Raw genomic sequence first — 20,829 nt, 5'->3', positions numbered from 1 at the left:
CCAATGCTCGAGATCCCGCTGCCAATCCTCTTCCATCGCCAGCCTCCATCAAAGCTGGCTCCCTATGAATCACGCATTTCCCCTGCAGGGAATCCCGAAAATCACAATTCTGCCAAAGTAGTGCTAGCTGAACGCGCGCGCCAGCCAGCGATCGACCACGCCGGTCGCCGCGTAGTCCGGATTGCCCATCTCGCGGTTGATCTGCATGTGGCCGGGCAGGCCGCGCCCCGGAAAGCCCTGACGCTCGACCGGGGTGCCTGCCTTGCGCAGCGCGGCCTCCAGATCCTCGGCCTGCCGTACGCCGTCGTCGCGCTGGACGTGGAGCAGCAGGAACGCGGGCGCATTGGGCGCGGCGGCCTGCGCGGTCGGGGAGAGGGCACGCTGCCGGGCCGGATCGGTGCCGAAGGCTTGTTGATAGGTCTTTGCCATCATGCGCCCGGCATCCGCCATCTGCGAGGGGATGTCGTAGGCGGCGCCGTCGATCGGAATCACGCCGCGCACGTCGGCGTAGGACAGTCCCGCCTTCTGCAGATAGCGAGGATCAGTGCCGACCAGCGCGACCAGATGCGCGCCCGCGCTGTGCCCCATCAGCACCACCTTGCCGCGCGCGATGCCCAGGGCGTCCGCCCGCTTGAGCAGCGCGGCCAGTGCATCGGCGACATCCTGCGCCTGCTGCTCCACCGTGGCGGCGGGCACGAGGCGATAATTGACGCTGGCGAAGGCGTATCCCTCGCCGGTGTAGTGCTCCACCTTGTAGCGGCCGGTGGCGCTGTCCTTGTCGCCGCGCTTCCAGCCGCCGCCGTGGACGAACAGCACCAGCGGCGCCGGCGTTTTCCCGGTAGCGCGCCAGAAATCCAGTTGCTGCGCGGCGTCGGAACCGTAGCTCAGAGCGGTCGGCGGCGCCTTTGCCGCCTGCGCGAACGCGGGGGGCGCGGCGGCCAGCACGAGGGCACCGATCAGCGAAAGCGTGGTCGTCGCAAGTCTGGTCATCGTCGCACGTCCTGTCATCCGGTCCCGCCCTGTCTGCGTCCGGCAGGGGCGCGGCGCGCGGCAGGAAACACCAGACGCGCTGAACCTAACCTGTCATGCCGCCGCGCCCCATCGCCGCCCTTGACTAGCCGCCCACCTTGCCCTTAGGGCGCCCACGAAAAGCCGGGGCCTCCTGCCCCACCGTAAATCCATATCGCCGAGTCCTGTCGAAGGGCGTTACTGGATCCGCCGTGGCAGGGTGGAGGAGCATATCCATGGCAAACGTAACCGTGATCGGCGCCCAGTGGGGCGATGAGGGCAAGGGCAAGATCGTCGACTGGCTGGCCAGCCGGGCGGACGCGGTGGTGCGCTTTCAGGGCGGCCACAATGCGGGCCACACGCTCGTCGTCGGCGAGCAGGTCTACAAGCTGAGCCTGCTGCCTTCGGGCATCGTCACCGGCACGCTTTCGATCATCGGCAACGGCGTCGTGCTCGATCCGTGGCACCTCAAGTCCGAAGTCGAGAAGCTGCGCGGCCAGGGCGTCGAGATCAACCCCGAGAACTTCGCGATCGCCGACAACTGCCCGCTGATCCTGCCGGTCCACCGCGAGCTGGACGGCCTGCGCGAGGCGGCCGCCGGTGCGGGCAAGATCGGCACTACCGGTCGCGGCATCGGCCCGGCGTATGAAGACAAGGTCGGCCGCCGCGCGATCCGCGTCTGCGATCTGGCGCACCTCGATGCGCTGGAGCCGCAGCTCGATCGCCTCTGCGCGCACCACGACGCGCTGCGCGCCGGTTTCGGCCAGCCCCCGATCGACCGCGAGGCGCTGCTCAGCGAACTGCGCGAGATCGCGCCTTTCGTGCTGCAGTTCGCCCAGCCGGTGTGGAAGCGCCTCAACAAGGTCCGCAAGGCCGGTGCGCGCATCCTGTTCGAAGGCGCGCAGGGCGTGCTGCTCGATGTCGATCACGGCACCTATCCCTTCGTCACCAGCTCCAACACCGTGTCGGGCACCGCCGCCAGCGGTTCGGGCCTCGGCCCTTCGGCGACCGGTTTCGTGCTGGGCATCGTCAAGGCCTACACCACCCGCGTCGGCTCGGGCCCGTTCCCGACCGAGCTGGAGGACGAGACCGGCCAGCGCCTGGGCGAGCGCGGCCATGAATTCGGCACCGTCACCGGCCGCAAGCGCCGCTGCGGCTGGTTCGACGCGGTGCTGACGCGCCAGTCCTGCGCGATCTCGGGCGTCACCGGCATCGCGCTCACCAAAGTCGACGTGCTGGACGGCATGGATAAGGTGAAGATCTGCACCGGCTACCGCCTGCACGGCAAGGTGCTGGATTACTACCCCAGCCACGCCGCCGACCAGGCCGCGGTCGAGCCGATCTACGAGGAAATGGACGGCTGGCAGGGCACCACCGCCGGCGCCCGTTCCTGGGCCGACCTGCCCGCGCAGGCGATCAAGTACATCCAGCGCGTGCAGGAACTGATCGAGACGCCGGTGGCGCTCGTCTCCACCAGTCCCGAGCGCGAGGACACCATCCTCGTGCGCGATCCCTTCGTGGATTGATGATCATGCGGGGCGCACTCCGGTTCGCCCCGCTGCTTCTGCTGCTTGCCGTTACGGCGGCCGAGGCGCAGGCGCCTCTGAAACTGCCCGACATCGACCTGATCCGCGTACGCAAGGCGGCGCGGATCATGGAACTCTGGTCCGGCGGCCGCCTCGTCCATGTGATCGCGCATATCCAGCTCGGCGACGAGCCGGTCGGCCCCAAGCGCTTCGAAGGCGACGAGCGGACCCCGGAGGGGCGCTACGTCATCGACTGGGGCAATCCCGGCAGCGCCTATCATCTCTCGCTCCACATCTCCTATCCGAACGCTGCCGACCGTGCTTTCGCGGCGGGGCAGGGGCGTTCTCCCGGCGGGATGATAATGATCCACGGGCAGCCCAACGGCTGGCCGGCGGGGCGCGTGCCGGGCGACTGGACCGATGGCTGCATCGCCGTCTCCGATGAGGAGATCGAGACCTTGTGGGAAGTGGTGGCGGACGGCACACCGATCGAGATCGAGCCCTGAACCGGCCTGCGGACCGCATCGCCGCGCATCGTCCCGCTTGCGTAAATTGCAATTTTCGGCATTGCTGCATTGTTAAATGCAAGGGGCGATCCGGTGCAACCCGGTTGCCGGATAATAGTTAGGAGCCTAAGTACCCGCCGCCCCCAGAACCTCCCGGGACTCCATGACCGATCGACCAAGCCTTGCCCATGATCTTGCCACGCAGCTCGCGCCTGTCGCGCGGGCGTGGCGGCAGATGGCCGATCGTATCCTCGCCTCGCTGGACATATCGAACTCGGCGGGCTGGGCGCTGGTCCACCTCGAAAGACTGGGTGAAGGCGCGCGGCAGGCGGAACTGGCGCGGGCGATCGGCATCACCGAGGCCTCGCTGACGACGACCGTGCGCCAGCTCGAACAATCCGGCCTCGTCGAGCGCCGCGCCGATGCCGGAGACCGCCGCGCCAACCGTCTCCACCTGACCGGGGAGGGCGCGCGGATTGCCCGCAAGGCCGAGGCGCGGCTGGTGGCTCTGCGCGCGGACTTGCTCGACGGCATTTCCGATGCCGAGCTGGCGGGCGCGGTGCGCCTGCTGGACACCGTCTCGACCCGCATCGCCGACTTGCGGGTGCGGCCGTGAACGCGCCCGTCCTGGCCCGGTGGGGCGTGCCCGCCGCGATCTTCTCGATCAAGGCGTTCCTCGCCGCGATCCTGGCCGCCTACATCTCCTTCGCGATCGGGCTGGAGCGGCCCTACTGGGCGTTCCTGACCGCCTATATCGTCGCCGCCCCGCTGGCGGGCGCGGTGGTGTCCAAGGCGCTGTTCCGCGTCATCGGCACGTTCACCGGGGCGACCGCCTCGGTGCTGATGGTGCCGCCGCTGGCGCACAGTCCCGAACTGCTGACGCTGGTGCTCGCGCTGTGGCTGGGGCTGTGCGTGTTCGTCTCGCTGCTCGACCGCACCCCGCGCGGCTACATGTTCGTGCTGGCCGGCTATACCGCCTGCCTGATCGTGCTGCCCACGGTCGAGACGCCCGACCAGATCTTCAACGTCGCCGTGCTGCGCGTGCAGGAGATCACCCTGGGCATCCTGTGCGGCAGCCTGATCCACGGCGTCGTCCTGCCCGGCTCGGTCTCCACCTTCCTGCTCGGCCGCGTCGCCATGATGCTGCGCGATGCCGAGCGCTGGAGCCGCGATTCGCTCGAACTGGAGCCCGATCCCTCGGTCGATGCGGAAAAGCGGCGGCTGGCGCAGGACGTGACCGAACTGCACCAGCTCTCGATCCACCTGCCGTTCGACAGCAGCCGCCTGGCGCCGCGCGTGCGCACCGTGCGCGCGCTGCAGGACCAGCTTTCGCTGCTCATGCCGCTGGGCGCCGCTGTCGCCGACCGCGTCGCCGCGCTGCACGGGCGCGAGGCGCTGGGCGAGGAGGCCGCCGCACTGCTCGCCGATACCCGCGCCTGGCTCGGCACGCTCGAGGACGATCGGACCGGGCGCGAGGCGGTCGCCGCCGACCTCAAGGCCCGCTGCGCCGCGCTGGAACCGGAAGTCGGGCCGCAGGCGGGCTGGGACGACCTGCTGCAACTCAGCCTCGGCTCGCGCCTCGCCAGCCTGATCGAGGCGCATCTCGATTGCCGCGACCTTGCCGAGCAGCTCGGCACCCGCGACCGCAGGCCCGTCTCCGCGCGCATTCCGCCGCTGCTCGAAGGACGCCGCAACCGCGAGGTCCACCGCGACTATCGCGGCGCGGTGCGCGGCGCCGCCGGGGCGACGGCCACCATCGTCATCGGCAGCGCGCTGTGGATCGGCAGCGGCTGGAACGACGGGGCCACCGCCGTCATGCTGGCGGGCGTGTTCCTGGCGCTGTTCTCGGCCTCGGACAATCCGCTGCTGCCGCTGTGGATGTTCTTCAACGGCACTGTCATCGCCACGCTGCTGGGGCTGATCTATGCCTTCGGGATACTGCCGCGGATCGACGGCTTTGCGATGCTGGCGATGACCCTGGCGCCGCCGCTGCTGGTGCTGGGATCGTTCATGCATTCGCCGCGCTATGCCGGTGTCGCGCTGCCCGCGCTGCTGGGGATGGGCAGTCCGTTCATCATCGCGGAAAAGTATACCGACAATTTCGAGGTGTTCTTCAACAGTTCGATGGCGCAGCTGCTGGGCACGCTGTTCGCGATCCTGATGGCGCGGCTGCTGCATTCGGCGGGGCTGGAGAGCGCGATCCGCCGCACCTTGCGCGCCGGCTGGCGCGACATCGCCGAGCGCGCCAACCTTTACGGCCCGCCCGACGTGCGCGGCTGGATCAACCGCATGCTCGATCGCATCGCGATCCTCAGCCCGCGCCTCGCGCTGTCGGGCAAGCAGCCGGGCGAGCCGCTCTACGACGTGCTGCGCGACTTGCGCACCGGCGTCGCCATCGGTGAACTGCGCGAATTGCGCCTGCACCTGCCGCCCGCCCGCAGCGCCCCGCTGACCAGCGTGCTCGCCGACGTCGGCGCTTACTACCGCCGCCTGGAGCCCGATCGCCGCGCTCCCGCCGATCCGGCGCTGCTGGGCGACATCGACACCGCGCTCCATGTCTTCGCCGGCGACGAGGACCGCTCGGTCCGCCGCTCCGCCGCGCTGGCGCTGGTCAGCCTGCGCCGCAACCTGTTTCCTGATGCCGCCGCGCTGAAAGGCCTGTCATGAACGGCGAGACTTCCATCCTGGGCGTGTTCATGCCCACCATCCTGGTGCTGGCGGTCATCGCCTCGGTCGTCACCATGCTGCTGATGCGGCTGGCGGACTTCGCCGGATTCTACCGCATCGTCGCCTATCGCGCGCTCGTGGACCTGTGCCTTTACATCCTGGTCCTCGGCGCCCTTTCCCTCCTCGCTCCCCACATCGGTTTCCACCCATGAAGAACCTGCTTCCCGCGATCGGCCGCAGCGCCGCCACCATCGTCATCGTCGTCCTGGCCGCGTTCATCGCGTTCTGGATGTGGAACCACTACGAGCGCAGCCCGTGGACCCGCGACGGCCGCGTGCGCGCCGACGTGGTGCGGGTGACGCCCGACATCGGCGGCCTCGTCACTTCGGTGGCGGTGCATGACAACCAGACGGTGAAGGCGGGCGACCTGCTGTTCGTGATCGACCGCCCGCGCTACTCGCTGGCGGTGGAGCAGGCCCAGGCGAGCGTCGCCAGCGCCCGCGCGACGCTCGGCCAGGCGCAGCGCGAGGCCTCGCGCGATCTGGCGCTGGGCGATCTCGTCGCCACCGAGACGCACGAGCAGAACGTCGCCAAGGTCGCCACTGCCCGCGCCGCGCTGGCCGAGGCGCTGAGCGCGCTCGACGGGGCGAAGCTGAACCTCACGCGCACGCAGGTCCATGCCTCGGTCAACGGCACCGTCACCAACCTCGACCTGCATCCCGGCGACTATGTGGCGGCGGGCAGCCAGGCGATGGCGCTGGTCGATACCGACTCGATCCGGGTCGAGGGCTACTTCGAGGAAACCAAGCTGCCGCTGATCCGCCAGGGCGCCGCGGTGACCGTGCACCTGATGGGCGAGGCGCAGCCGCTCAAGGGCCGGGTGGAGAGCATCTCTGCGGGCATCAACGACGATACCCGCAGCGATTCGGGCAACCTGCTGCCCAACGTCGAGGCGACCTTCTCGTGGGTCCGCCTGGCCCAGCGCATCCCGGTGCGCGTGAAGCTGACCCATGTGCCCGCCGACGTGCGCCTGATCCTGGGCCGTACCGCGACGGTGACGATCGAGCAGCATGACGGCGAACCGAAGCGACAGGCGCGTCCGGCTCCGGCTCCGGCTCCGGCTCCGGCCCCGGCGGCGGCTCCCGCTCCCGCCGCGACGCAGAGCGCGGGAGCCCGGTGATGCGTCCCGCCCGCCTTCTCTGCGCCGCCGCGATGGCGCTGGCGCTGTCCGCCTGCGCCACCGCCGGGCCGGACTATCATCCGCCCGAGAACGCGGTGTCCGGCACACCTTCCGCGCAGGGGGACTTCGTCGCGGCGCGCGATCCCGCCTTCGCGCAGGCGCCGCTGCCCGACCGCTGGTGGAGCCTCTACGCCGATCCCCGCCTCGACGCGCTGGTGGAAGAGGCGCTCACCGCCAACGCCGACTTGCGCGCCGCCGAGGCGAACATCCGCAAGGCCGAAGCGGTGCTGCGCGAGACGACCGGCGCGCGGGCGCTGAGCACCACCGTCAGTTCCGATGCCGATCTCGAGCGCGACTATTCCACCCAGTCGGGCGGGACCAACATCCCCGGTGTCGTGACGTACGACCTTGGGCTCTCGCTGAGCTATCCGCTCGACCTCAACGGCAAGCTGCGGCGCGCGGTCGAGGGGGCGCAGGCGGACCGCGAGGTGGTCGAGGCGGCGCGCGATGCGGTGCGCATCAGCGTGGCGGCGGCGACCGCCAAGGCCTATGCCGATGTGTGCGGCGCCAATTACCAGATGGCGACGGTCCAGAAGGTGATCGTGCTGCAGCAGCAGACGCTGGATGCCACCACCCGGCTGCAGCGCGGCGGGCGCGGCACCGCCTTCGACGTCAGCCGCGCGCGTACCGCGGTGGACACCAGCCGTGCCAGCCTGCCCGCCTTCGTGGCGAAGCGGCAGGGCGCACTGTTCCTGCTGGCGACGCTGCTCGGCCGGGCGCCGGCGGACTATCCGCAGGACGTGGCGAGCTGCTCGGTCCTGCCGCGTCTTGCCCAGCCGATGCCGGTCGGTGACGGCGCCGCGCTGATCCGCCGCCGTCCCGACATCCGCCAGGCCGAGCGCACCATCGCCGGCGATACCGCGCGCATCGGCGTGGCGGTGGCGGACCTCTACCCCAGCGTCTCGATCGGCGCGGGCGTCGCCAGCAGCGGGCAGTTGCAGAACCTCGGCAAGTCCGACAGCTTCGGCTTCAGCCTTGGCCCGCTGCTGAGCTGGAGCTTCCCCAATCGCCCGGTCGTCAAGGCGAAGATCGATGCCGCCAAGGCGCAGGTCGATGTCGATCTCGCCAAGTTCGATGCGACCGTGCTCTCGGCCCTGCAGGGCACCGAGACGGCGCTGGAAACTTACGCCCGCGATCGGGACAAGGCCGCATCGCTGGGCCGCGCGAGCGACAGCGCCGGCATATCGGAAGGGCAGGCGGCCAAGCTGTTCCGCTTCGGGCGCAGCGACTTCCTCGACCTCCTGAGCGCGCAGGGCAGCCTCGCGTCGGCACGGGTGAGCCATGCGGCCGCGGAAGCGGCGCTGGTGGACGACCAGATCGCCGTGTTCCTCGCGCTCGGCGGTGGCTGGGGGCAGGGGGAGGGGCAGGGCGCAGGCGCGACCAAGTAACCGCCTGCGAACTGCAGGGCGTCACCCTGAAACAAGTTCAGGGTGACGGCGGAGAAAGCAAGCGGCGGGTGCGGCGGGCGCGCGCCTTCCCACCTCGATCAAAAATCGATCGCGATGCCCTTCTGCACCCAGTCGCCGTAGCGGGTGGGTGAAAGGCCGTCGGGGTCCTGCTCGTCCTTGGCCTTCACGGGCGGGGGAGCGGGGTCGTTGGTCCAGTGAGCGGGCTTGGTGAAGGCCGCCGGACGTTCAGTGGCGCGCTTGGTCATGGGCCCCATGTGGTGCGGGTGGCGGAAAAAGGCAATCCGGTATAGGGGCCGACGATGGACATACCCGGACTTCCTGCGCGCCGTGCCGCGCTCAACCTCATCGATGCCGTTCTGCGCAGGGGCGAGACGCTCGACCAGGCGGGCGGCTCCGCGCTCGCGCGCATCAAGGGCGATGCCGACCGCGCGCTCGCCCGCGCCATTGCCGGGGAGGTGCTGCGCTGGCGCGCCGACCTCGACGCGCTGATCGACTCCGCCACCCGCCTGCCGCTGGCGGACGACGCCAAGGCGCGCGCGGTGCTGCAGATCATGCTGGCGCAAGTCCTGCGGCTGGAGACGCCCGCGCACGCCGTCATCGCCACCGGCCTGCCGATGCTGATGGGCGGCCCGCGCCGTCTGGCGCACGGCGTGTTCTCGACCCTGACCAAGCGCGCCGTGACGCTGCCCGAAGTGCCGACCCTGCCCGAGCCGGTCATGGAGCGCTGGGGCATCCGGGCCGAGACGATCGCCGCGGGTCTCGCCGTGCCGCCGCCGCTGGACCTTGCGCTGCGCGATGCGGGGGCGACGGCGGAGTGGGCCGAGCGCCTCGGCGGCATCTCGCTGATGCCGGGTCATGTGCGCCTGCCGCGCGGGATCGCGGTGGAGCACCTCGACGGTTTCCGCGAGGGTGCGTGGTGGGTGCAGGATCTCGCCGCCAGCCTGCCCGCGCGCATGCTCGGTGAGGGTGAGGGCCGGTCCGTGCTCGATCTTTGCGCCGCGCCCGGCGGCAAGACGATGCAGCTTGCGGCGGCGGGCTGGAAGGTGACCGCGCTCGACAACGCCAAGCGGCGGCTGGAACGCCTGCGCGAGAACCTCGAGCGCACTGCGCTGGAGGCGGAGGTGGTGCTCGCGGATGCCTTTACGTGGGAGCCGCAGGAGAAGTTCGACGCGATCCTGCTCGACGCGCCGTGCACGGCGACGGGCACCTCGCGCCGTCATCCGGACGTGCTCCACCGCATCGCGCCGCGCCAGATCGAGGAGATGGCCGAAATCCAGACGCGGATGCTGGCGCGGGCGGCCGAGTGGCTGAAGCCCGGCGGCACGCTGGTCTACGCCGTGTGCTCGCTGGAGCAGGAAGAAGGCGAGGACCGCGCGGCCGACGTCGAACTGACGCTTGCCCCGATCACGGCGGCGGAACTGCCCGAGGGTCTTTCGCCGACCGGCGAGGGCTGGCTGCGCACCGATCCGGGAATGCTGGCCGAGGCGGGCGGCCTCGACGGCTTCTTCATCGCGCGTTGGGTGAAACCCTAAGTCGTCATTGCGAGCGCAGCGAAGCAACTCAGGGCAGTCTCAAGCCGCCCTGGGTTGCTTCGCTGCGCTCGCAATGACGAGGTGTGCGGCTTCAGCGCCGGTTCGGATCGAGCGCCGACCGGCCACGCGTCGCGCTACGGCGCGGCACCGAAGCCATGGCCGGACGCGGGGGCACCGCCCCGCCGTCCATCGCCATCAGCGCGGCGATGCGCTTCTCGGTCGCCGGGTGAGTCGAGAACAGGTCCGACACCGACGAGGGCACGATGTAGAGCTGCGCCGCCGCCGGGTTGCGCTCGACGGTGGGGTTGCGCAAGTGGGCGGCAGGCCCGGCGATCTTCTGCAGCGCCGAGGCCAGCGCGCGGGGGTTGCCGCTGATCTCGGCGCCCGCCTTGTCGGCGCCATATTCGCGGGTGCGGCTGATCGCCATCTGCACGATCATCGCCGCGAACGGTGCCATGACCATCGCGGCGATCGCGGCCATCGGATTGGGACGATCCTCCGAATTCCCCATGTGGCCGAAGAACATGCCGAAGTTGGCGATCATCGAGATGGCGCCCGCGATCGTCGCCACCATCGTCATCACCAGCGTGTCGCGGTTCTTCACGTGGCCCAGTTCGTGCGCCATGACGCCCGCCACTTCCTCACGGCTGAGCATGTCGAGCAGGCCCGTGGTCGCGGCGACGGCGGCGTGGTCGGGGTCGCGGCCGGTGGCGAAGGCGTTGGGTGCCTCGGTGTCGATCACGTAGACGCGCGGCATCGGCAACTGCGCACGCTGCGCCAGTTCGGCGACGAGGCGGTGGAACTCGCTCTCCGGGCCGACCTCGCGGGCGTTGTGCATCTTCAGCACGATGCTGTCCGCGTTCCAGAAGGTGAACAGGTTCATGCCCGCCGCCACGAGCAGCGCGATGATGGCGCCGCCGGTTCCGCCCAGCATGTAGCCCAGCCCCATGAACAGCGCCGTCAGCGCCGCCAGCAGCATGGCCGTCTTCATTCCGTTCACTTTCAATTGTCTCCTTGAGCGTTTGTCCCGACGAATCTAGGGTCGGGCGGGAGGGTTTCAATGGCGCCCGCCGTTCCCGACACATGCAGTCACGCAAGCGAAACCGGCAGGACATATTGGCTAGCCCCGATCCGAAACCGAAACGTCGCCGCCGCTCCTCCGAGGAAGTGGCCGACCGCATTCTCGAAGCCGCCGCCGAGGAGTTCGAGGCCTCGGGCTATGCCGGGGCGACGACCGCCGCGATCGCCCGCCGCGCCGATGTGACCGAGGCGCAGATCTTCCGCTTCCACGACAGCAAGCAGGCGCTGTTCCGCGCGGCGATCTTCACGCCGCTGAACCGCCACTTCGCGGACTTTCAGGCCCGAACCGCCGGAGCGGGTGAGGGCAAGGACGTGGCGCGGGCCTACATCGGCGAACTGCTCGACTTCATGGGCAGCCATTCGAAGATGTTCCTCTCGCTGGCGGTCGCGAATGCCTATTCGCCCGAAGCCTCGGGCGGGATCGAGGCGCTCGACGGGTTGCAGGACTACTTCCGCAAGGGCGAGGCGATGTCGCGCGCGCGCGTCGGGGAGACCCCGCGCATCGCGCCCGAACTCATGGTGCGCGTGTCGTTCGCGGCGGTGCTGGCGAACCTGATGTTCCGCGACTGGCTGTTCCCGCCGGGCATGGCCAGCGAGGCGGAGATTCGCGATGCCATCGCGGCTTTCGTGATCGAGGGGATCGGGGCGAACGGCAAGGTGTGAAACCTTCGCCGCCGCGATGGACGCGCCCCTTGGCCCCCCGGGTGCCTTGAAGCCCCGCGCCGCATGACATAGCCCCGCTTGCAACCATCGATAGGGAGCAGCGACAACCATGCCATTCAAGACCCGCGTGACCGAGATGCTCGGCATCGAACATCCGATCGTCCAGGGCGGCATGCAGGGCGTCGGCTATGCCGAACTGGCGAGCGCGGTGTCGAACGCCGGCGGCCTCGGCACCCTGACCGCGCTGACCCAGCCCAGCCCCGAGGCGCTGCGCGAGGAGATCGAGCGCTGCCGGGCAATGACCGACAAGCCCTTCGCGGTGAACATCACCGTGCTGCCCACGATCCTGCCGCCCGACTACAAGGCCTATGCGCAGGCCGTGATCGACGGCGGGGTGAAGATCGTCGAGACCGCGGGCACCCAGCAGGTGCGCGAGATCTGGGAGATGGTGAAGCCCCACGGCGTCACCGTGCTGCACAAGTGCACTGCCGTGCGCCACGCGCTTTCGGCCGAGCGGCACGGCTGCGACATCATCTCGATCGACGGCTTCGAATGCGCCGGGCACCCCGGCGAGGATGACATTCCCGGCCTGATCCTGATCCCCTCGGCGGCGGACAAGGTGAAGATTCCGATGCTGGCGAGCGGCGGCATCGGCGACGGGCGCGGCCTCGTCGCGGCGCTGGCGCTGGGGGCTGAAGGCATCAACATGGGCACCCGCTTCTGCGCCACGAAGGAAGCGCCGATCCACGACAACGTGAAGGCCAGGTACGTCGAGAACGACGAGCGCGGCACCAACCTCATCTTCCGCAAGTTCAAGAACTCGGCGCGCGTCGGCAAGAACGACGTGTCCGACGAAGTGGTCGCGATTTCCGAACGGCCGGACTCGACTTTCGAGGATATCCGCCACCTCGTCGCGGGCGCGGTGGGCCGCGAGCTACTGCAGAGCGGCGATCTTACCAAGGGCATCTTCTGGGCCGGGATGGTGCAGGGCTTGATCCACGACGTGCCCACCTGCAAGGAACTGATCGAAAGGATCGTTGGCGAGGCCGAGGCAATCGTGAAGGAACGCCTGGGCGCCATGCTCGCCTGATCGACGGAGAGGGAGATTCCATGAGTTACGAGCACATCCTCTATTCGCTGGAGGACGGCGTCGCGCGCATTTCCCTCAACGATCCCAAGACCATGAACGGCGTCACCGAGGCGATGGGGCTGGAGATGGTCCACGCCCTCGACGTGGCGGCGCGCGATGCCCGTGCGGTGCTGCTGACGGGTGAGGGCAAGGCGTTCTGCTCGGGCGCGAACCTCGCCGCCGCGCAGGACATGCTGGCCGATCCGATGCGCGATATCGGCGGCCAGCTCGACCGCGCGTTCAACCCGGTCATCATGCAGATCAAGACCATGGAGCAGCCGGTCGTCACCGCGATCCGCGGGCCTGCGGCGGGCTTCGGCGCGGGTCTGGCGGCGGCGGGCGACGTTGTGCTGATGGCGGAGGGGTCTTACTTCTTCTGCGCCTTCTGCCACGTCGGCCTCGTGCCGGATGGCGGCGCGACTTACCTGCTGGCGCAGGCGGTGGGCCGGGTGCGCGCCGTGCAGATGATGCTGCTGGGCGAGAAGGTCGATGCCAGGACCGCGCTCGACTGGGGCCTTGCGACCAGGGTGGTGCCCGAGGACGACCTCGACGCCGAGGCGATGAAGCTGGCGAAGCGGTTGGCCACCGGCCCGCGCTCGCTCGGCCTCATCAAGCGCATGGCGTGGGACGCGCTGGATTCCAGCCTCGAAACCGCGCTTCAGGCGGAACGGCGCGGCCAGCGCGAGGCAGGGCGGACCGAGGACTTCCTCGAAGGCGTCAATGCGTTCCTCGAAAAGCGCAAGCCCGCGTTCAAGGGACGCTGAAACCCCGCCGGGGGAGTAAACAGCCCCGCCCCAGGCAGTTCCCCTTCCCCCCGCCGAGGGGGAAGGGGATCGGCATTCATCCGCCGAAGCGCACTTTCAGGCGCATGCCGTACATGCGCGGTTCGCCGACCGAGGCGATCTCGAAGCCCACTTCCGGCGATCCCAGGCCCGCCGCATAAGTATAGTACTTTTCCTTGGTCACGTTGGTGGCGAACAGCGTCAGGTCCACCGGCGATCCGGCGATCCCCTCCCACCCGAAGTTGAGGTTCAGCAGCCCCAGCGAGGGCAGCGTGCTGAACGCGGCGATGGCCGGGTTCGGGTTCTCGCGGTCGATGTAGTTCACCAGCATGCTGGTGCGATAGGTATAGTCCGCCCCGAACGACACGCGCCCGACGCTCTCGTCCAGCGGCAGCGTATAGCGCGCCGAGACGGTGAACTTGTGCTTCGGCGAAAGCACTTCGGGATCGCCCACCTCGAACGGCGCGGCGAGGGTGAAGTTGGGGTCGCTGTAGGTCAGCAGCCCCTCGGGCACCGATTTGATCTCGGTGTGCAGGTACGTGTAGCTGCCCGAGAGGGTCAGTCCCTCGAACGGATTGATGCTCGCCTCGGCCTCCAGCCCGTAGATCTCGGACTTGCCGGCGTTGACCGGCGCGGCGGTGGATGCCTGCCCGCTGCCCGCCACCGCGTTGAAGCCGACCTGCAACTGCTGCTTCTGGAAATCGTTGTAGAATGCCGCAAGGTTCAGCGTGGCGGGCACGGCGCCGTGGAAGCTGCTCTTGAAGCCGATCTCGTAGCTGTCGACCTTTTCCGCATCGACGAGGTCGAGCGGCGCCGAGACGTTGGGCGCGATCGTCGCGGCGCGATAGCCGCGCGCATACTTGGCATAGGCCATCGCATCGGGGGTGAAGTTGTAGTCGAGGTCGATCAGCCATGTCGGCGCGCTCGACTTCTGGTTCAGCGTCGCTTCGCAGCCGTTGGCGGTGGCGGCGGGATCGGTGCAGCGCACGGAAGCGATCCCGTAGTTCGGCACCGACTGGACCAGGTACGTGCGGCGCGTGCTGGTGTTGCGCTGCTCGTCCCAGGTGTAGCGGATGCCGCCGGTGAGCTTGAGCTTGTCGGTCAGCGCATACGTGGCCTGCGCATAGAGGCCGAAGTCCCGGAAGTACGTCTTGCCGACCGTGTAGTTGACCGATCCGGCGCCGATCAGGTCGGTGCACTGGAAGGTCGCGCTGTCGATGCACGAGGAGAGGAACGGCGACTGGCTGCCCGCCAGCCCGAGCGGGCGGCTGATCTCGGCATAGCCGCCGACCTGCCAGTCCAGCCGGCCATCGGGCGTCTTGCCCTGCACCTGCAACTCGTCCGTCAGCGTGTACTGGTCTGCGGTGTGCAGGCCCGGCGGCGAAGTGATCGTGGTGAAGGGCACCACGAACGGGCCGAGCTGCGCCAGCGTGCCGAACTGCGCCGCATCCATGGTCTGCGTGTATTGGGCGTAGCTGGCGATGTTCTTGACGGTGATCGCGTCCGACGCGCGCCAGCGGGTGGTGTTTATCACCTGCCACTGGGTGATCTTCGAGTAGTTGTCGTCGATCGGGTTCATCACGTTGTAGAAGCCGGTGCCCTGCTTCGCGAGCTGGCCGTAGAACAGTGCGCCCAGGCCCTCGGTCGGATCGACCGCGACCAGCTTGGTCATCGGGCCGTTGGTGTTCGAGTGGACGTAGGACGCGATCAGGTAGTTCTCCAGATCGGGCGTCAGGTCGGCGACGACGCTGAGACGCAGCGCGGTGTAGTTCACGTCGTTGAAGTCGCTGGTGCCGATGCCGCTCTGGTTCTTGAGATAGCCGTCGCGGGTCATGCGGTCGGCGGAGAGGCGGACCTTGAAGGTATCGGCGAGCGGGATGTTCACCACGCCCTGCACGCGGCGCAAGTCGAAGTTGCCGATCGATCCCTCGACGTAGCCTTCGAGCACGTCGGTGGGCCGCTGCGGCACCAGCAGCACCGCGCCGCCGGTGGTGTTGCGGCCGAACAGCGTGCCTTGCGGGCCTTTCAGAACCTGCACGTTCTGCAGGTCGAAGAAGCTGCCGGGCAGCACGCCGTCACCGGTGGGCAACCCGTTCGAGGCGCCGCGCGGGGTCACCACTTCGGCGAAATAGGTGCCGACCGAGGGCAGGGTGCCGATGTCCTGCGCGAAGCCGCGGATCGCGAACGTGGTGTTCTCGGTGCCGAAGTTGGTGTTGGACGACAGCGACGGGGTATACGTCGCCAGGTCGTTGGCGTTGACCACGTTGCGCTGCGAAAGCTGCTCCTGGTTGAACACGGTGATCGAGATCGGCACGTCCTGCAGGCGCTCCTCGGCGCGGCGGGCGGTGACGACGATGTCGTTGGCGCCGATCGCGGGCTGGCTGGAACGGCGGGCTGGCTGCGGCTCGCTTTGGGCCAGCGCCGGAGCGGCCAGGAACGGGGCGGCCAGCGCGGCGGCGAAGGTCAGCGCGGTGGAGGCACGGAGCACGGCCCTCGGATGCATGGTCTTCATGATTGTTCTCTCCCTGACGACGCTTCTGGTCCGCAACGAACTGAGTCGATGTGGAAACGCCGTTCTCGTAGTATCGTATTGCTCGATTGTTGCTCGGCAAGGGGAGTGAATTGGTCGGACCGGAATGCGGACTGGTCGGATAGGTCCGGTCATTGCCTTGTTTTACCACGGTATTATCGGTCGCTGCCGAACGATCGGCGTTGATACATCATATCGCAGGGGGGGATTCTGCCGCGCGGATCGCCGGCTGGACGACCGGCACGACCGTCCGCCGGGCGAAACGCGGGTCTGGTCGGACCGATATCGGGGTTGCGCAAGGATTCCCGTGCAGGAGCTGCACGATTTCATGCGCGATGCGGCGCGCCGGGGCAGGGTCACCTTGACCCTGCTCCCTTCTCGCGGATGACGAAGGGTGAGCGCGCCTTTTCCTAAACCACGTTCGCCTCGCGCAGCCCGGCGATCCGGGCCTCGTCGTAGCCCAGTTCGACAAGGATGGCGTCGGTATGCTCGCCCAGCATCGGCGGGGCCATGCGGATCGTCGCCGGGCTCGCCGACATCTTCGCGAGCGGGCTGGCGATCAGGTCCACCGAGCCGCTTTCCGCCCAGGCGTGCGGCGTCGTCGCCTTCAGGCCGCGATGTTGCACCTGCGGGTCTTCCCAGACGTCGGCCAGTTCATTGTAGCGCGCCGCCGGAATGCCCGCGCCGTCGAGCATGGCCTGAACCTTCAGGGTCGGGAAGCGACCGCTCCAGTCGTTGATGATGGCCATCAGCTCGGCGCGATTGGTCTTGCCGCGCTTCAGGTTCGAATCGAAGCGCGGGTCGTCGTTCAGTTCGGGCTGCTCCATCAGCACCGTCAGGCGGCGCCAGTGCTCGTCGGTGCCGGCGGTGAGGTAGATGATGCCGTCCGCGCAATGGATCAGGTCCGCCGGGCCGCCGCCATTGCCGCCGTTGCCGAGGCGGGGCGGGGCGTTGCCGCTGATCAGGTAGTCCTGCATGATGTGGCTGACCATCGCCACCGAACTGTCGAGCAGGGCGATGTCGATGTACTGGCCCTCGCCGGTGCGGGTGCGGTGCATCAGCGCGCCCAGGATCGCCAGCGCGGTGTTGTGGCCGGTCACGAAATCGACGAGGCTGGGCCCGGTCTTGAGCGGGCCGGAGCCCGGCTGGCCATCGGGAATGCCGGTCACCGCCATCATGCCGCCGGTCGCCTGGAACAGTCCGTCGTAGCCGGGCAGCGCCGCCATCGGCCCGGTCTGGCCGAAGCCGGTGACCGAGCAGTAGATGAGGCGCGGGTTTATCTCCCGCAGGCTCTCGTAATCGAGGCCGAAGCGCTTGAGGTCGCCGACCTTGTAGTTCTCGATCAGCACGTCGGCGCTCTTCACCAGATCGCGCAGGATCGCCTGCCCCTCGGGCCGGGAATGGTTCAGCGTGATCGAGCGCTTGTTGCGGTTGGACACGGTGAAGAAGCTGGAGTGCCGCGTCTCGATCCCGTCCTTGCCGGGCACCCACGAGAAGCCGTAGCCGCGCCCGTCGTCGCCGACGCCCGGCCGCTCCACCTTGATGACGTCGGCGCCGAGGTCGCCGAGGATTTGCGCGCCGACGGGGGCGGCGAAGACGCGGCTCATGTCGATGACGCGGATGCCTTCGAGGGCGGCCTTGGGTGTGCTCATTGTGCCTGTTCGCTCGTTGTCTGAGCCTTCTGACTAGCCCTGTGCGGTCCGGGGACAAGGCAGCCCCGGGCAATACCGCCGGGGCGGTTCGACGCTTGCCGGAGCGGCGGCTAACACGATGCGGACAGCATGGGAGACAGGCGAAGTGAAGGTAGCGATCATCACGGGCGCGGGCAGCGGCATCGGCCTCGAAACCGCGAAGATCCTGCACGGCGAAGGCTTCGCGATCGTCGGGGTCGGCCGCTCGAAGGACAAGCTGGCGGCGCTGGAAGCCGCGATCGGCAATCCCGACCACGTCCTTGCCATCAGCGCCGACCTGACCGACCCGGCCGCGCCCGGAGCCGTCGTCGCGCAGGCGCTGGCCCGCTTCGGCCGCATCGACGCGCTGGTGAACAATGCGGGCGTCGGCAGCCCCAAGCCGCTCGACGAGACGGACGACGAGACGCTCGACGACTTCCTCGACATCATGCTCGTCGCCCCGTTCCGGCTCTGCCGCGACGTGATCCCGCATCTGGGGGAGGGCGCCAGCGTGGTCAACGTGACCAGCACGTTCGCGCATATCGGCGGACGGCGCGGCGGGGCCTATTCGGCGGCCAAGGGCGGGCTCAAGTCGATGACCGAGCACATGGCCTGCGAATACGGTCCGCGCGGCATCCGTTCCAACTGCGTGGCGCCGGGCGTGACGATGACCGACATGGTGCGCCACCGTTTCGAGGACGAGGGCTTCAAGCGCGCCAATGTCGAGACGACGCCCTATCCGCGCCTGGCGCAGCCGGAGGACATCGCCTCGGTCATCGCCTTCCTGTGCCTGCCGGGCAGCGAGATGATCAACGGCCAGTCGATCGTCGTGGACGGCGGCTGGACGGCGACGAAGTACCTCTCGCCAAGGGTGACGCGCACTACCTGGGTCGAGCCGGAATAGAAGTCAGGGCGCGACCCGCAGGACGTTGCGGCCGCTGCGCTTGGCGGCATAGAGCGCCGCGTCGGCGGCCGCGAAAGTCGCTTCGGGGGTTCCCTCGACGAAGGCGAGGCCGGCGCTGACGGCGATCGGGATCAGCGTGCCGCGCCATTCGACGCGGGTGACGAGGGCGCTCAGCCGCCGCCGCACCGCGCTCTCCAGGGTGGGGGCGGAGAGCGTCGCGGGCAGTAGCAGGGCGAACTCGTCGCCGCCGATCCGCGCGGCGAGGCGGGCCTGCGGGAACGCGCGGCCCAGCCGTTCCCCGAAGCTGGCGAGACAGGCATCGCCGGCGGCATGGCCCCAGCGATCGTTGATGCCCTTGAAGTCGTCGAGGTCGAACAGCACCAGCGCGCCGATCCGGGAGAGGGCCTCGGAGCCGGCGGCAAGGTCGAGCCATTCGGACTGGAACCGCGCCCGGTTGCCGAGCCCGGTGACCGTGTCGCTTTCCGCCAGCCGGCGCAGGCGGTCCCATTCCAGCCGTTCGTGGGTGATGTCCTGCTTCATGCCGTAGAGCTGGACGATGCGGCCATGCTCCACATGGCAGGCGGCGGCGAGGCGCATCCAGCGCACGTCGCCGCCCGGCTGGCGGATCTGCGCTTCCATCGAGAAGCCGGAACGCGTCTCGATCGCCCGGCGGCGCAGCCGCAGCATGATATCGCGCGATTCCTCGGCGTAGAGCGCCACCGTGTCGCCGCGATGGAGGCGTTTGTCGCGGGGCAGGCCGAAGATTTCGAACACCCCGTCACCCCACGCCAGCGTTTCGGTGGCGAGATCGCAGCTCCACGCGCTCACGCCCGCCAGGGCGGCGGCGCGGGACACGATATGGCCATCGGTCAGCGGCCGGATGGCGGAACGATGTGTGTCGGTCTGCAGGTACAAGCTCGGCCCCTTCGTGCGATCCACCGCTAATGGATCCACTATGGCTTAATCCTTTATGGTAAACGGATCACCAACGGAACTCCCTTTACGCAGAGGGGCTTGCTCCGGGCAGCTTCACGCCGCCTGGCCGGGCGGTGCGGTCGAGCCGCGTTCCACCAGTTCGGTCTCCAGCAGGACGACCCCCGCCTCTGCCGCCGCCTCCGCCGAGAACATCCGGTGGACGATCTCCCCGCCGATCCGCTGCCAGGGCAAGCGGATCGACGTCAGCGGCGGCAGGGTGCGGGCGGCCAGCCGGGTATCGTCGAAGCCGATGACCGAAAGCGCGGCGGGCACCGCCACCCCGGCCTGGCTGGCGGCATGCAGGACGCCGGCGGCCATCTCGTCGTTGCTGGCGAGGATCGCGGTCGGACGCGGGCTGATCTCCAGCAGCAGGCGGCCGGCCTCGATCCCCGATTCGAAGCTGTCGTCGCCCGGTACGATCAGCGCGGGGCCGCGGTCGAGGCCGCGTTCGGCCATGGCGTCGAGATAACCCAGTTCGCGCCGCTGCGCGCTGGACGAGCCATCCGGCCCCGCCACCAGCCCGATCCGCACATGCCCGGAAGCGACCAGCCGCCGTACCGCCGAGGCCGCCGCGTCGCGCTCGTCGGCGACGAGATCGGCCGCGAAGCCCGATCCCGCCCCGACGCGCGCGCATGCGACGCGGGCATGGTGGCACAGCGCCGCCAGGTCGTCGCGGTCGGCCAGCGGCGGGGCGAGGATCACCGCCGCCGGGCGGTGCCGGTCGAGGAAGGCCGCGAGCCGTTCGGCGGCGTGCTTGGCCGGGCAGGGCAGCAGGGTGAGCACATGGTCCCCTCCGGCCAGCGCCCCCGCCATTCCGGCCGCCAGCGCATCGACCACCCCGGCGCCTCGCCCGTCGTGGACCAGCGCGACGATGCCCGGGCGGGGGGGCGCCTCAGCGGCTGTCCGCGCGGCTGTCCGGGCGGCGGCCCGAGTGCGGGGCGGAGGCGCGCCGCTGTCGACGGATGCGGGAGGTTCGGCGAGTGGGGGCGTCGCGCGCGGCACCGGGGCATAGCCCGCACGCTCGATGGCGCTGGCACGGCGTGACCGGATCGCGCGGAGGGCGGGCGCCGCTTCGGGGATGCTTGCTTCGGGGGTACTCGCTTCGGGAATGTTCATGGGGCGATGTTCGGCGCCTCGGCATGGCTCACCAACCCCAGTCTGGTCCGAAACCGAGGCAACGCACCGATACGTTCTATTACAAGCGGGTC

19 protein-coding genes are annotated in these 20,829 nt (G+C 69.2%); 12 read left to right on the top strand and 7 right to left on the bottom strand.

The genetic code is table 11. The features are described from left to right. Positions 1-123: 123 nt before the first annotated feature. Positions 124-990, bottom strand: a complete 867-nt coding sequence (locus V2S85_RS16520) for an alpha/beta hydrolase (RefSeq protein WP_330703937.1) — start codon at positions 988-990, stop codon at positions 124-126. A gap of 254 nt (positions 991-1,244) precedes the next feature. On the opposite strand from V2S85_RS16520, the gene V2S85_RS16515 reads away from it, so the two are divergent. The 7 genes from V2S85_RS16515 to V2S85_RS16485 all read left to right on the top strand — a co-directional run bounded on the left by V2S85_RS16515 (position 1,245) and on the right by V2S85_RS16485 (position 8,335). Continuing rightward, positions 1,245-2,534 carry an adenylosuccinate synthase gene (locus V2S85_RS16515; protein ID WP_285018042.1) on the top strand — a complete coding sequence of 430 codons (1,290 nt, stop codon included), beginning with the start codon at positions 1,245-1,247 and terminating at the stop codon, positions 2,532-2,534. A gap of 5 nt (positions 2,535-2,539) precedes the next feature. Further along, entirely contained in the window at positions 2,540-3,040 is a 501-nt protein-coding gene (locus V2S85_RS16510) for a L,D-transpeptidase family protein (protein ID WP_330703936.1), read from the top strand. A gap of 163 nt (positions 3,041-3,203) precedes the next feature. Then, positions 3,204-3,656 carry a MarR family transcriptional regulator gene (locus tag V2S85_RS16505; protein ID WP_330703935.1) on the top strand — a complete coding sequence of 151 codons (453 nt, stop codon included), beginning with the start codon at positions 3,204-3,206 and terminating at the stop codon, positions 3,654-3,656. Next, on the top strand, positions 3,653-5,707 hold the full coding sequence (locus V2S85_RS16500) for an FUSC family protein (protein ID WP_330703934.1): 2,055 nt from the start codon (positions 3,653-3,655) through the stop codon (positions 5,705-5,707). The genes V2S85_RS16505 and V2S85_RS16500 overlap by 4 nt, the downstream gene beginning before the upstream one ends. After that, positions 5,704-5,919: a DUF1656 domain-containing protein gene (locus V2S85_RS16495; protein ID WP_330703933.1), complete on the top strand. Its 216-nt coding sequence runs from the start codon at positions 5,704-5,706 to the stop codon at positions 5,917-5,919. Before V2S85_RS16500 ends, V2S85_RS16495 begins: the two co-directional genes overlap by 4 nt. Beyond that, complete coding sequence (locus V2S85_RS16490) at positions 5,916-6,887, top strand: efflux RND transporter periplasmic adaptor subunit (RefSeq protein ID WP_330703932.1); 972 nt, start codon at positions 5,916-5,918, stop codon at positions 6,885-6,887. Before V2S85_RS16495 ends, V2S85_RS16490 begins: the two co-directional genes overlap by 4 nt. Further along, a complete protein-coding gene (locus V2S85_RS16485) occupies positions 6,887-8,335 on the top strand; it encodes an efflux transporter outer membrane subunit (RefSeq protein ID WP_330703931.1) in 1,449 nt (482 codons plus the stop codon). Before V2S85_RS16490 ends, V2S85_RS16485 begins: the two co-directional genes overlap by 1 nt. A gap of 98 nt (positions 8,336-8,433) precedes the next feature. On the opposite strand, the gene V2S85_RS16480 is transcribed toward V2S85_RS16485, so the two are convergent. Continuing rightward, positions 8,434-8,601 (bottom strand): DUF1674 domain-containing protein, encoded by a 168-nt coding sequence (locus V2S85_RS16480; RefSeq protein ID WP_008832636.1) that lies wholly within the window; start codon positions 8,599-8,601, stop codon positions 8,434-8,436. Between the two features lie 54 nt (positions 8,602-8,655). Here V2S85_RS16480 and V2S85_RS16475 point away from each other — a divergent pair, with 54 nt between their 5' ends. Then, positions 8,656-9,888, top strand: a complete 1,233-nt coding sequence (locus V2S85_RS16475; protein WP_330703930.1) for an RsmB/NOP family class I SAM-dependent RNA methyltransferase — start codon at positions 8,656-8,658, stop codon at positions 9,886-9,888. A 91-nt stretch (positions 9,889-9,979) separates the two neighbouring features. Here V2S85_RS16475 and V2S85_RS16470 read toward each other — a convergent pair whose 3' ends face one another. After that, positions 9,980-10,888 carry a M48 family metalloprotease gene (locus V2S85_RS16470; protein WP_330703929.1) on the bottom strand — a complete coding sequence of 303 codons (909 nt, stop codon included), beginning with the start codon at positions 10,886-10,888 and terminating at the stop codon, positions 9,980-9,982. Positions 10,889-11,055: 167 nt separating this feature from the next. On the opposite strand from V2S85_RS16470, the gene V2S85_RS16465 reads away from it, so the two are divergent. The 3 genes from V2S85_RS16465 to V2S85_RS16455 all read left to right on the top strand — a co-directional run bounded on the left by V2S85_RS16465 (position 11,056) and on the right by V2S85_RS16455 (position 13,524). Beyond that, a complete protein-coding gene (locus tag V2S85_RS16465) occupies positions 11,056-11,631 on the top strand; it encodes a TetR family transcriptional regulator (protein WP_330703928.1) in 576 nt (191 codons plus the stop codon). Between the two features lie 109 nt (positions 11,632-11,740). Continuing rightward, a complete protein-coding gene (locus V2S85_RS16460) occupies positions 11,741-12,721 on the top strand; it encodes a nitronate monooxygenase family protein (RefSeq protein ID WP_330703927.1) in 981 nt (326 codons plus the stop codon). 20 nt (positions 12,722-12,741) lie between these two features. After that, a complete protein-coding gene (locus tag V2S85_RS16455; RefSeq protein WP_271181686.1) occupies positions 12,742-13,524 on the top strand; it encodes an enoyl-CoA hydratase-related protein in 783 nt (260 codons plus the stop codon). 76 nt (positions 13,525-13,600) lie between these two features. On the opposite strand, the gene V2S85_RS16450 is transcribed toward V2S85_RS16455, so the two are convergent. Together V2S85_RS16450 and V2S85_RS16445 are read right to left on the bottom strand one after the other, a co-directional pair. Continuing rightward, the gene (locus V2S85_RS16450) at positions 13,601-16,054 is read right to left on the bottom strand and encodes a TonB-dependent receptor (protein ID WP_330703926.1); all 2,454 of its coding nucleotides are present in this window, start codon (positions 16,052-16,054) and stop codon (positions 13,601-13,603) included. A 428-nt stretch (positions 16,055-16,482) separates the two neighbouring features. Then, positions 16,483-17,724: a CaiB/BaiF CoA-transferase family protein gene (locus tag V2S85_RS16445; RefSeq protein WP_330703925.1), complete on the bottom strand. Its 1,242-nt coding sequence runs from the start codon at positions 17,722-17,724 to the stop codon at positions 16,483-16,485. 145 nt (positions 17,725-17,869) lie between these two features. Here V2S85_RS16445 and V2S85_RS16440 point away from each other — a divergent pair, with 145 nt between their 5' ends. After that, on the top strand, positions 17,870-18,646 hold the full coding sequence (locus V2S85_RS16440; RefSeq protein WP_008831106.1) for an SDR family NAD(P)-dependent oxidoreductase: 777 nt from the start codon (positions 17,870-17,872) through the stop codon (positions 18,644-18,646). 3 nt (positions 18,647-18,649) lie between these two features. Here the strand turns inward: V2S85_RS16440 and V2S85_RS16435 are convergent, their stop codons facing one another. Further along, entirely contained in the window at positions 18,650-19,561 is a 912-nt protein-coding gene (locus V2S85_RS16435; protein WP_330703924.1) for a GGDEF domain-containing protein, read from the bottom strand. A gap of 114 nt (positions 19,562-19,675) precedes the next feature. After that, positions 19,676-20,737 carry a substrate-binding domain-containing protein gene (locus tag V2S85_RS16430; RefSeq protein ID WP_330703923.1) on the bottom strand — a complete coding sequence of 354 codons (1,062 nt, stop codon included), beginning with the start codon at positions 20,735-20,737 and terminating at the stop codon, positions 19,676-19,678. Between the last annotated feature and the right edge of the window lie 92 nt (positions 20,738-20,829).

Origin of the sequence: Novosphingobium resinovorum (assembly GCF_036352595.1) — a bacterium.
In the GTDB taxonomy this organism is placed as follows: domain Bacteria; phylum Pseudomonadota; class Alphaproteobacteria; order Sphingomonadales; family Sphingomonadaceae; genus Novosphingobium; species Novosphingobium resinovorum_B.
This window is presented reverse-complemented; position numbering and strand designations above follow the sequence as displayed.

What these genes read in the sequence shown, in the direction of transcription:
- V2S85_RS16510 (WP_330703936.1), top strand. Translation starts at nt 2,540, where the DNA reads ATGCGGGGCGCACTCCGGTTCGCCCCGCTGCTTCTGCTGCTTGCCGTT.
- V2S85_RS16490 (WP_330703932.1), top strand. Translation starts at nt 5,916, where the DNA reads ATGAAGAACCTGCTTCCCGCGATCGGCCGCAGCGCCGCCACCATCGTC.
- V2S85_RS16455 (WP_271181686.1), top strand. Translation starts at nt 12,742, where the DNA reads ATGAGTTACGAGCACATCCTCTATTCGCTGGAGGACGGCGTCGCGCGC.
- V2S85_RS16480 (WP_008832636.1), bottom strand. Translation starts at nt 8,601, where the DNA reads ATGACCAAGCGCGCCACTGAACGTCCGGCGGCCTTCACCAAGCCCGCT.
- V2S85_RS16485 (WP_330703931.1), top strand. Translation starts at nt 6,887, where the DNA reads ATGCGTCCCGCCCGCCTTCTCTGCGCCGCCGCGATGGCGCTGGCGCTG.
- V2S85_RS16475 (WP_330703930.1), top strand. Translation starts at nt 8,656, where the DNA reads ATGGACATACCCGGACTTCCTGCGCGCCGTGCCGCGCTCAACCTCATC.
- V2S85_RS16445 (WP_330703925.1), bottom strand. Translation starts at nt 17,724, where the DNA reads ATGAGCACACCCAAGGCCGCCCTCGAAGGCATCCGCGTCATCGACATG.
- V2S85_RS16460 (WP_330703927.1), top strand. Translation starts at nt 11,741, where the DNA reads ATGCCATTCAAGACCCGCGTGACCGAGATGCTCGGCATCGAACATCCG.
- V2S85_RS16505 (WP_330703935.1), top strand. Translation starts at nt 3,204, where the DNA reads ATGACCGATCGACCAAGCCTTGCCCATGATCTTGCCACGCAGCTCGCG.
- V2S85_RS16515 (WP_285018042.1), top strand. Translation starts at nt 1,245, where the DNA reads ATGGCAAACGTAACCGTGATCGGCGCCCAGTGGGGCGATGAGGGCAAG.
- V2S85_RS16495 (WP_330703933.1), top strand. Translation starts at nt 5,704, where the DNA reads ATGAACGGCGAGACTTCCATCCTGGGCGTGTTCATGCCCACCATCCTG.
- V2S85_RS16520 (WP_330703937.1), bottom strand. Translation starts at nt 990, where the DNA reads ATGACCAGACTTGCGACGACCACGCTTTCGCTGATCGGTGCCCTCGTG.
- V2S85_RS16430 (WP_330703923.1), bottom strand. Translation starts at nt 20,737, where the DNA reads ATGAACATTCCCGAAGCGAGTACCCCCGAAGCAAGCATCCCCGAAGCG.
- V2S85_RS16450 (WP_330703926.1), bottom strand. Translation starts at nt 16,054, where the DNA reads ATGAAGACCATGCATCCGAGGGCCGTGCTCCGTGCCTCCACCGCGCTG.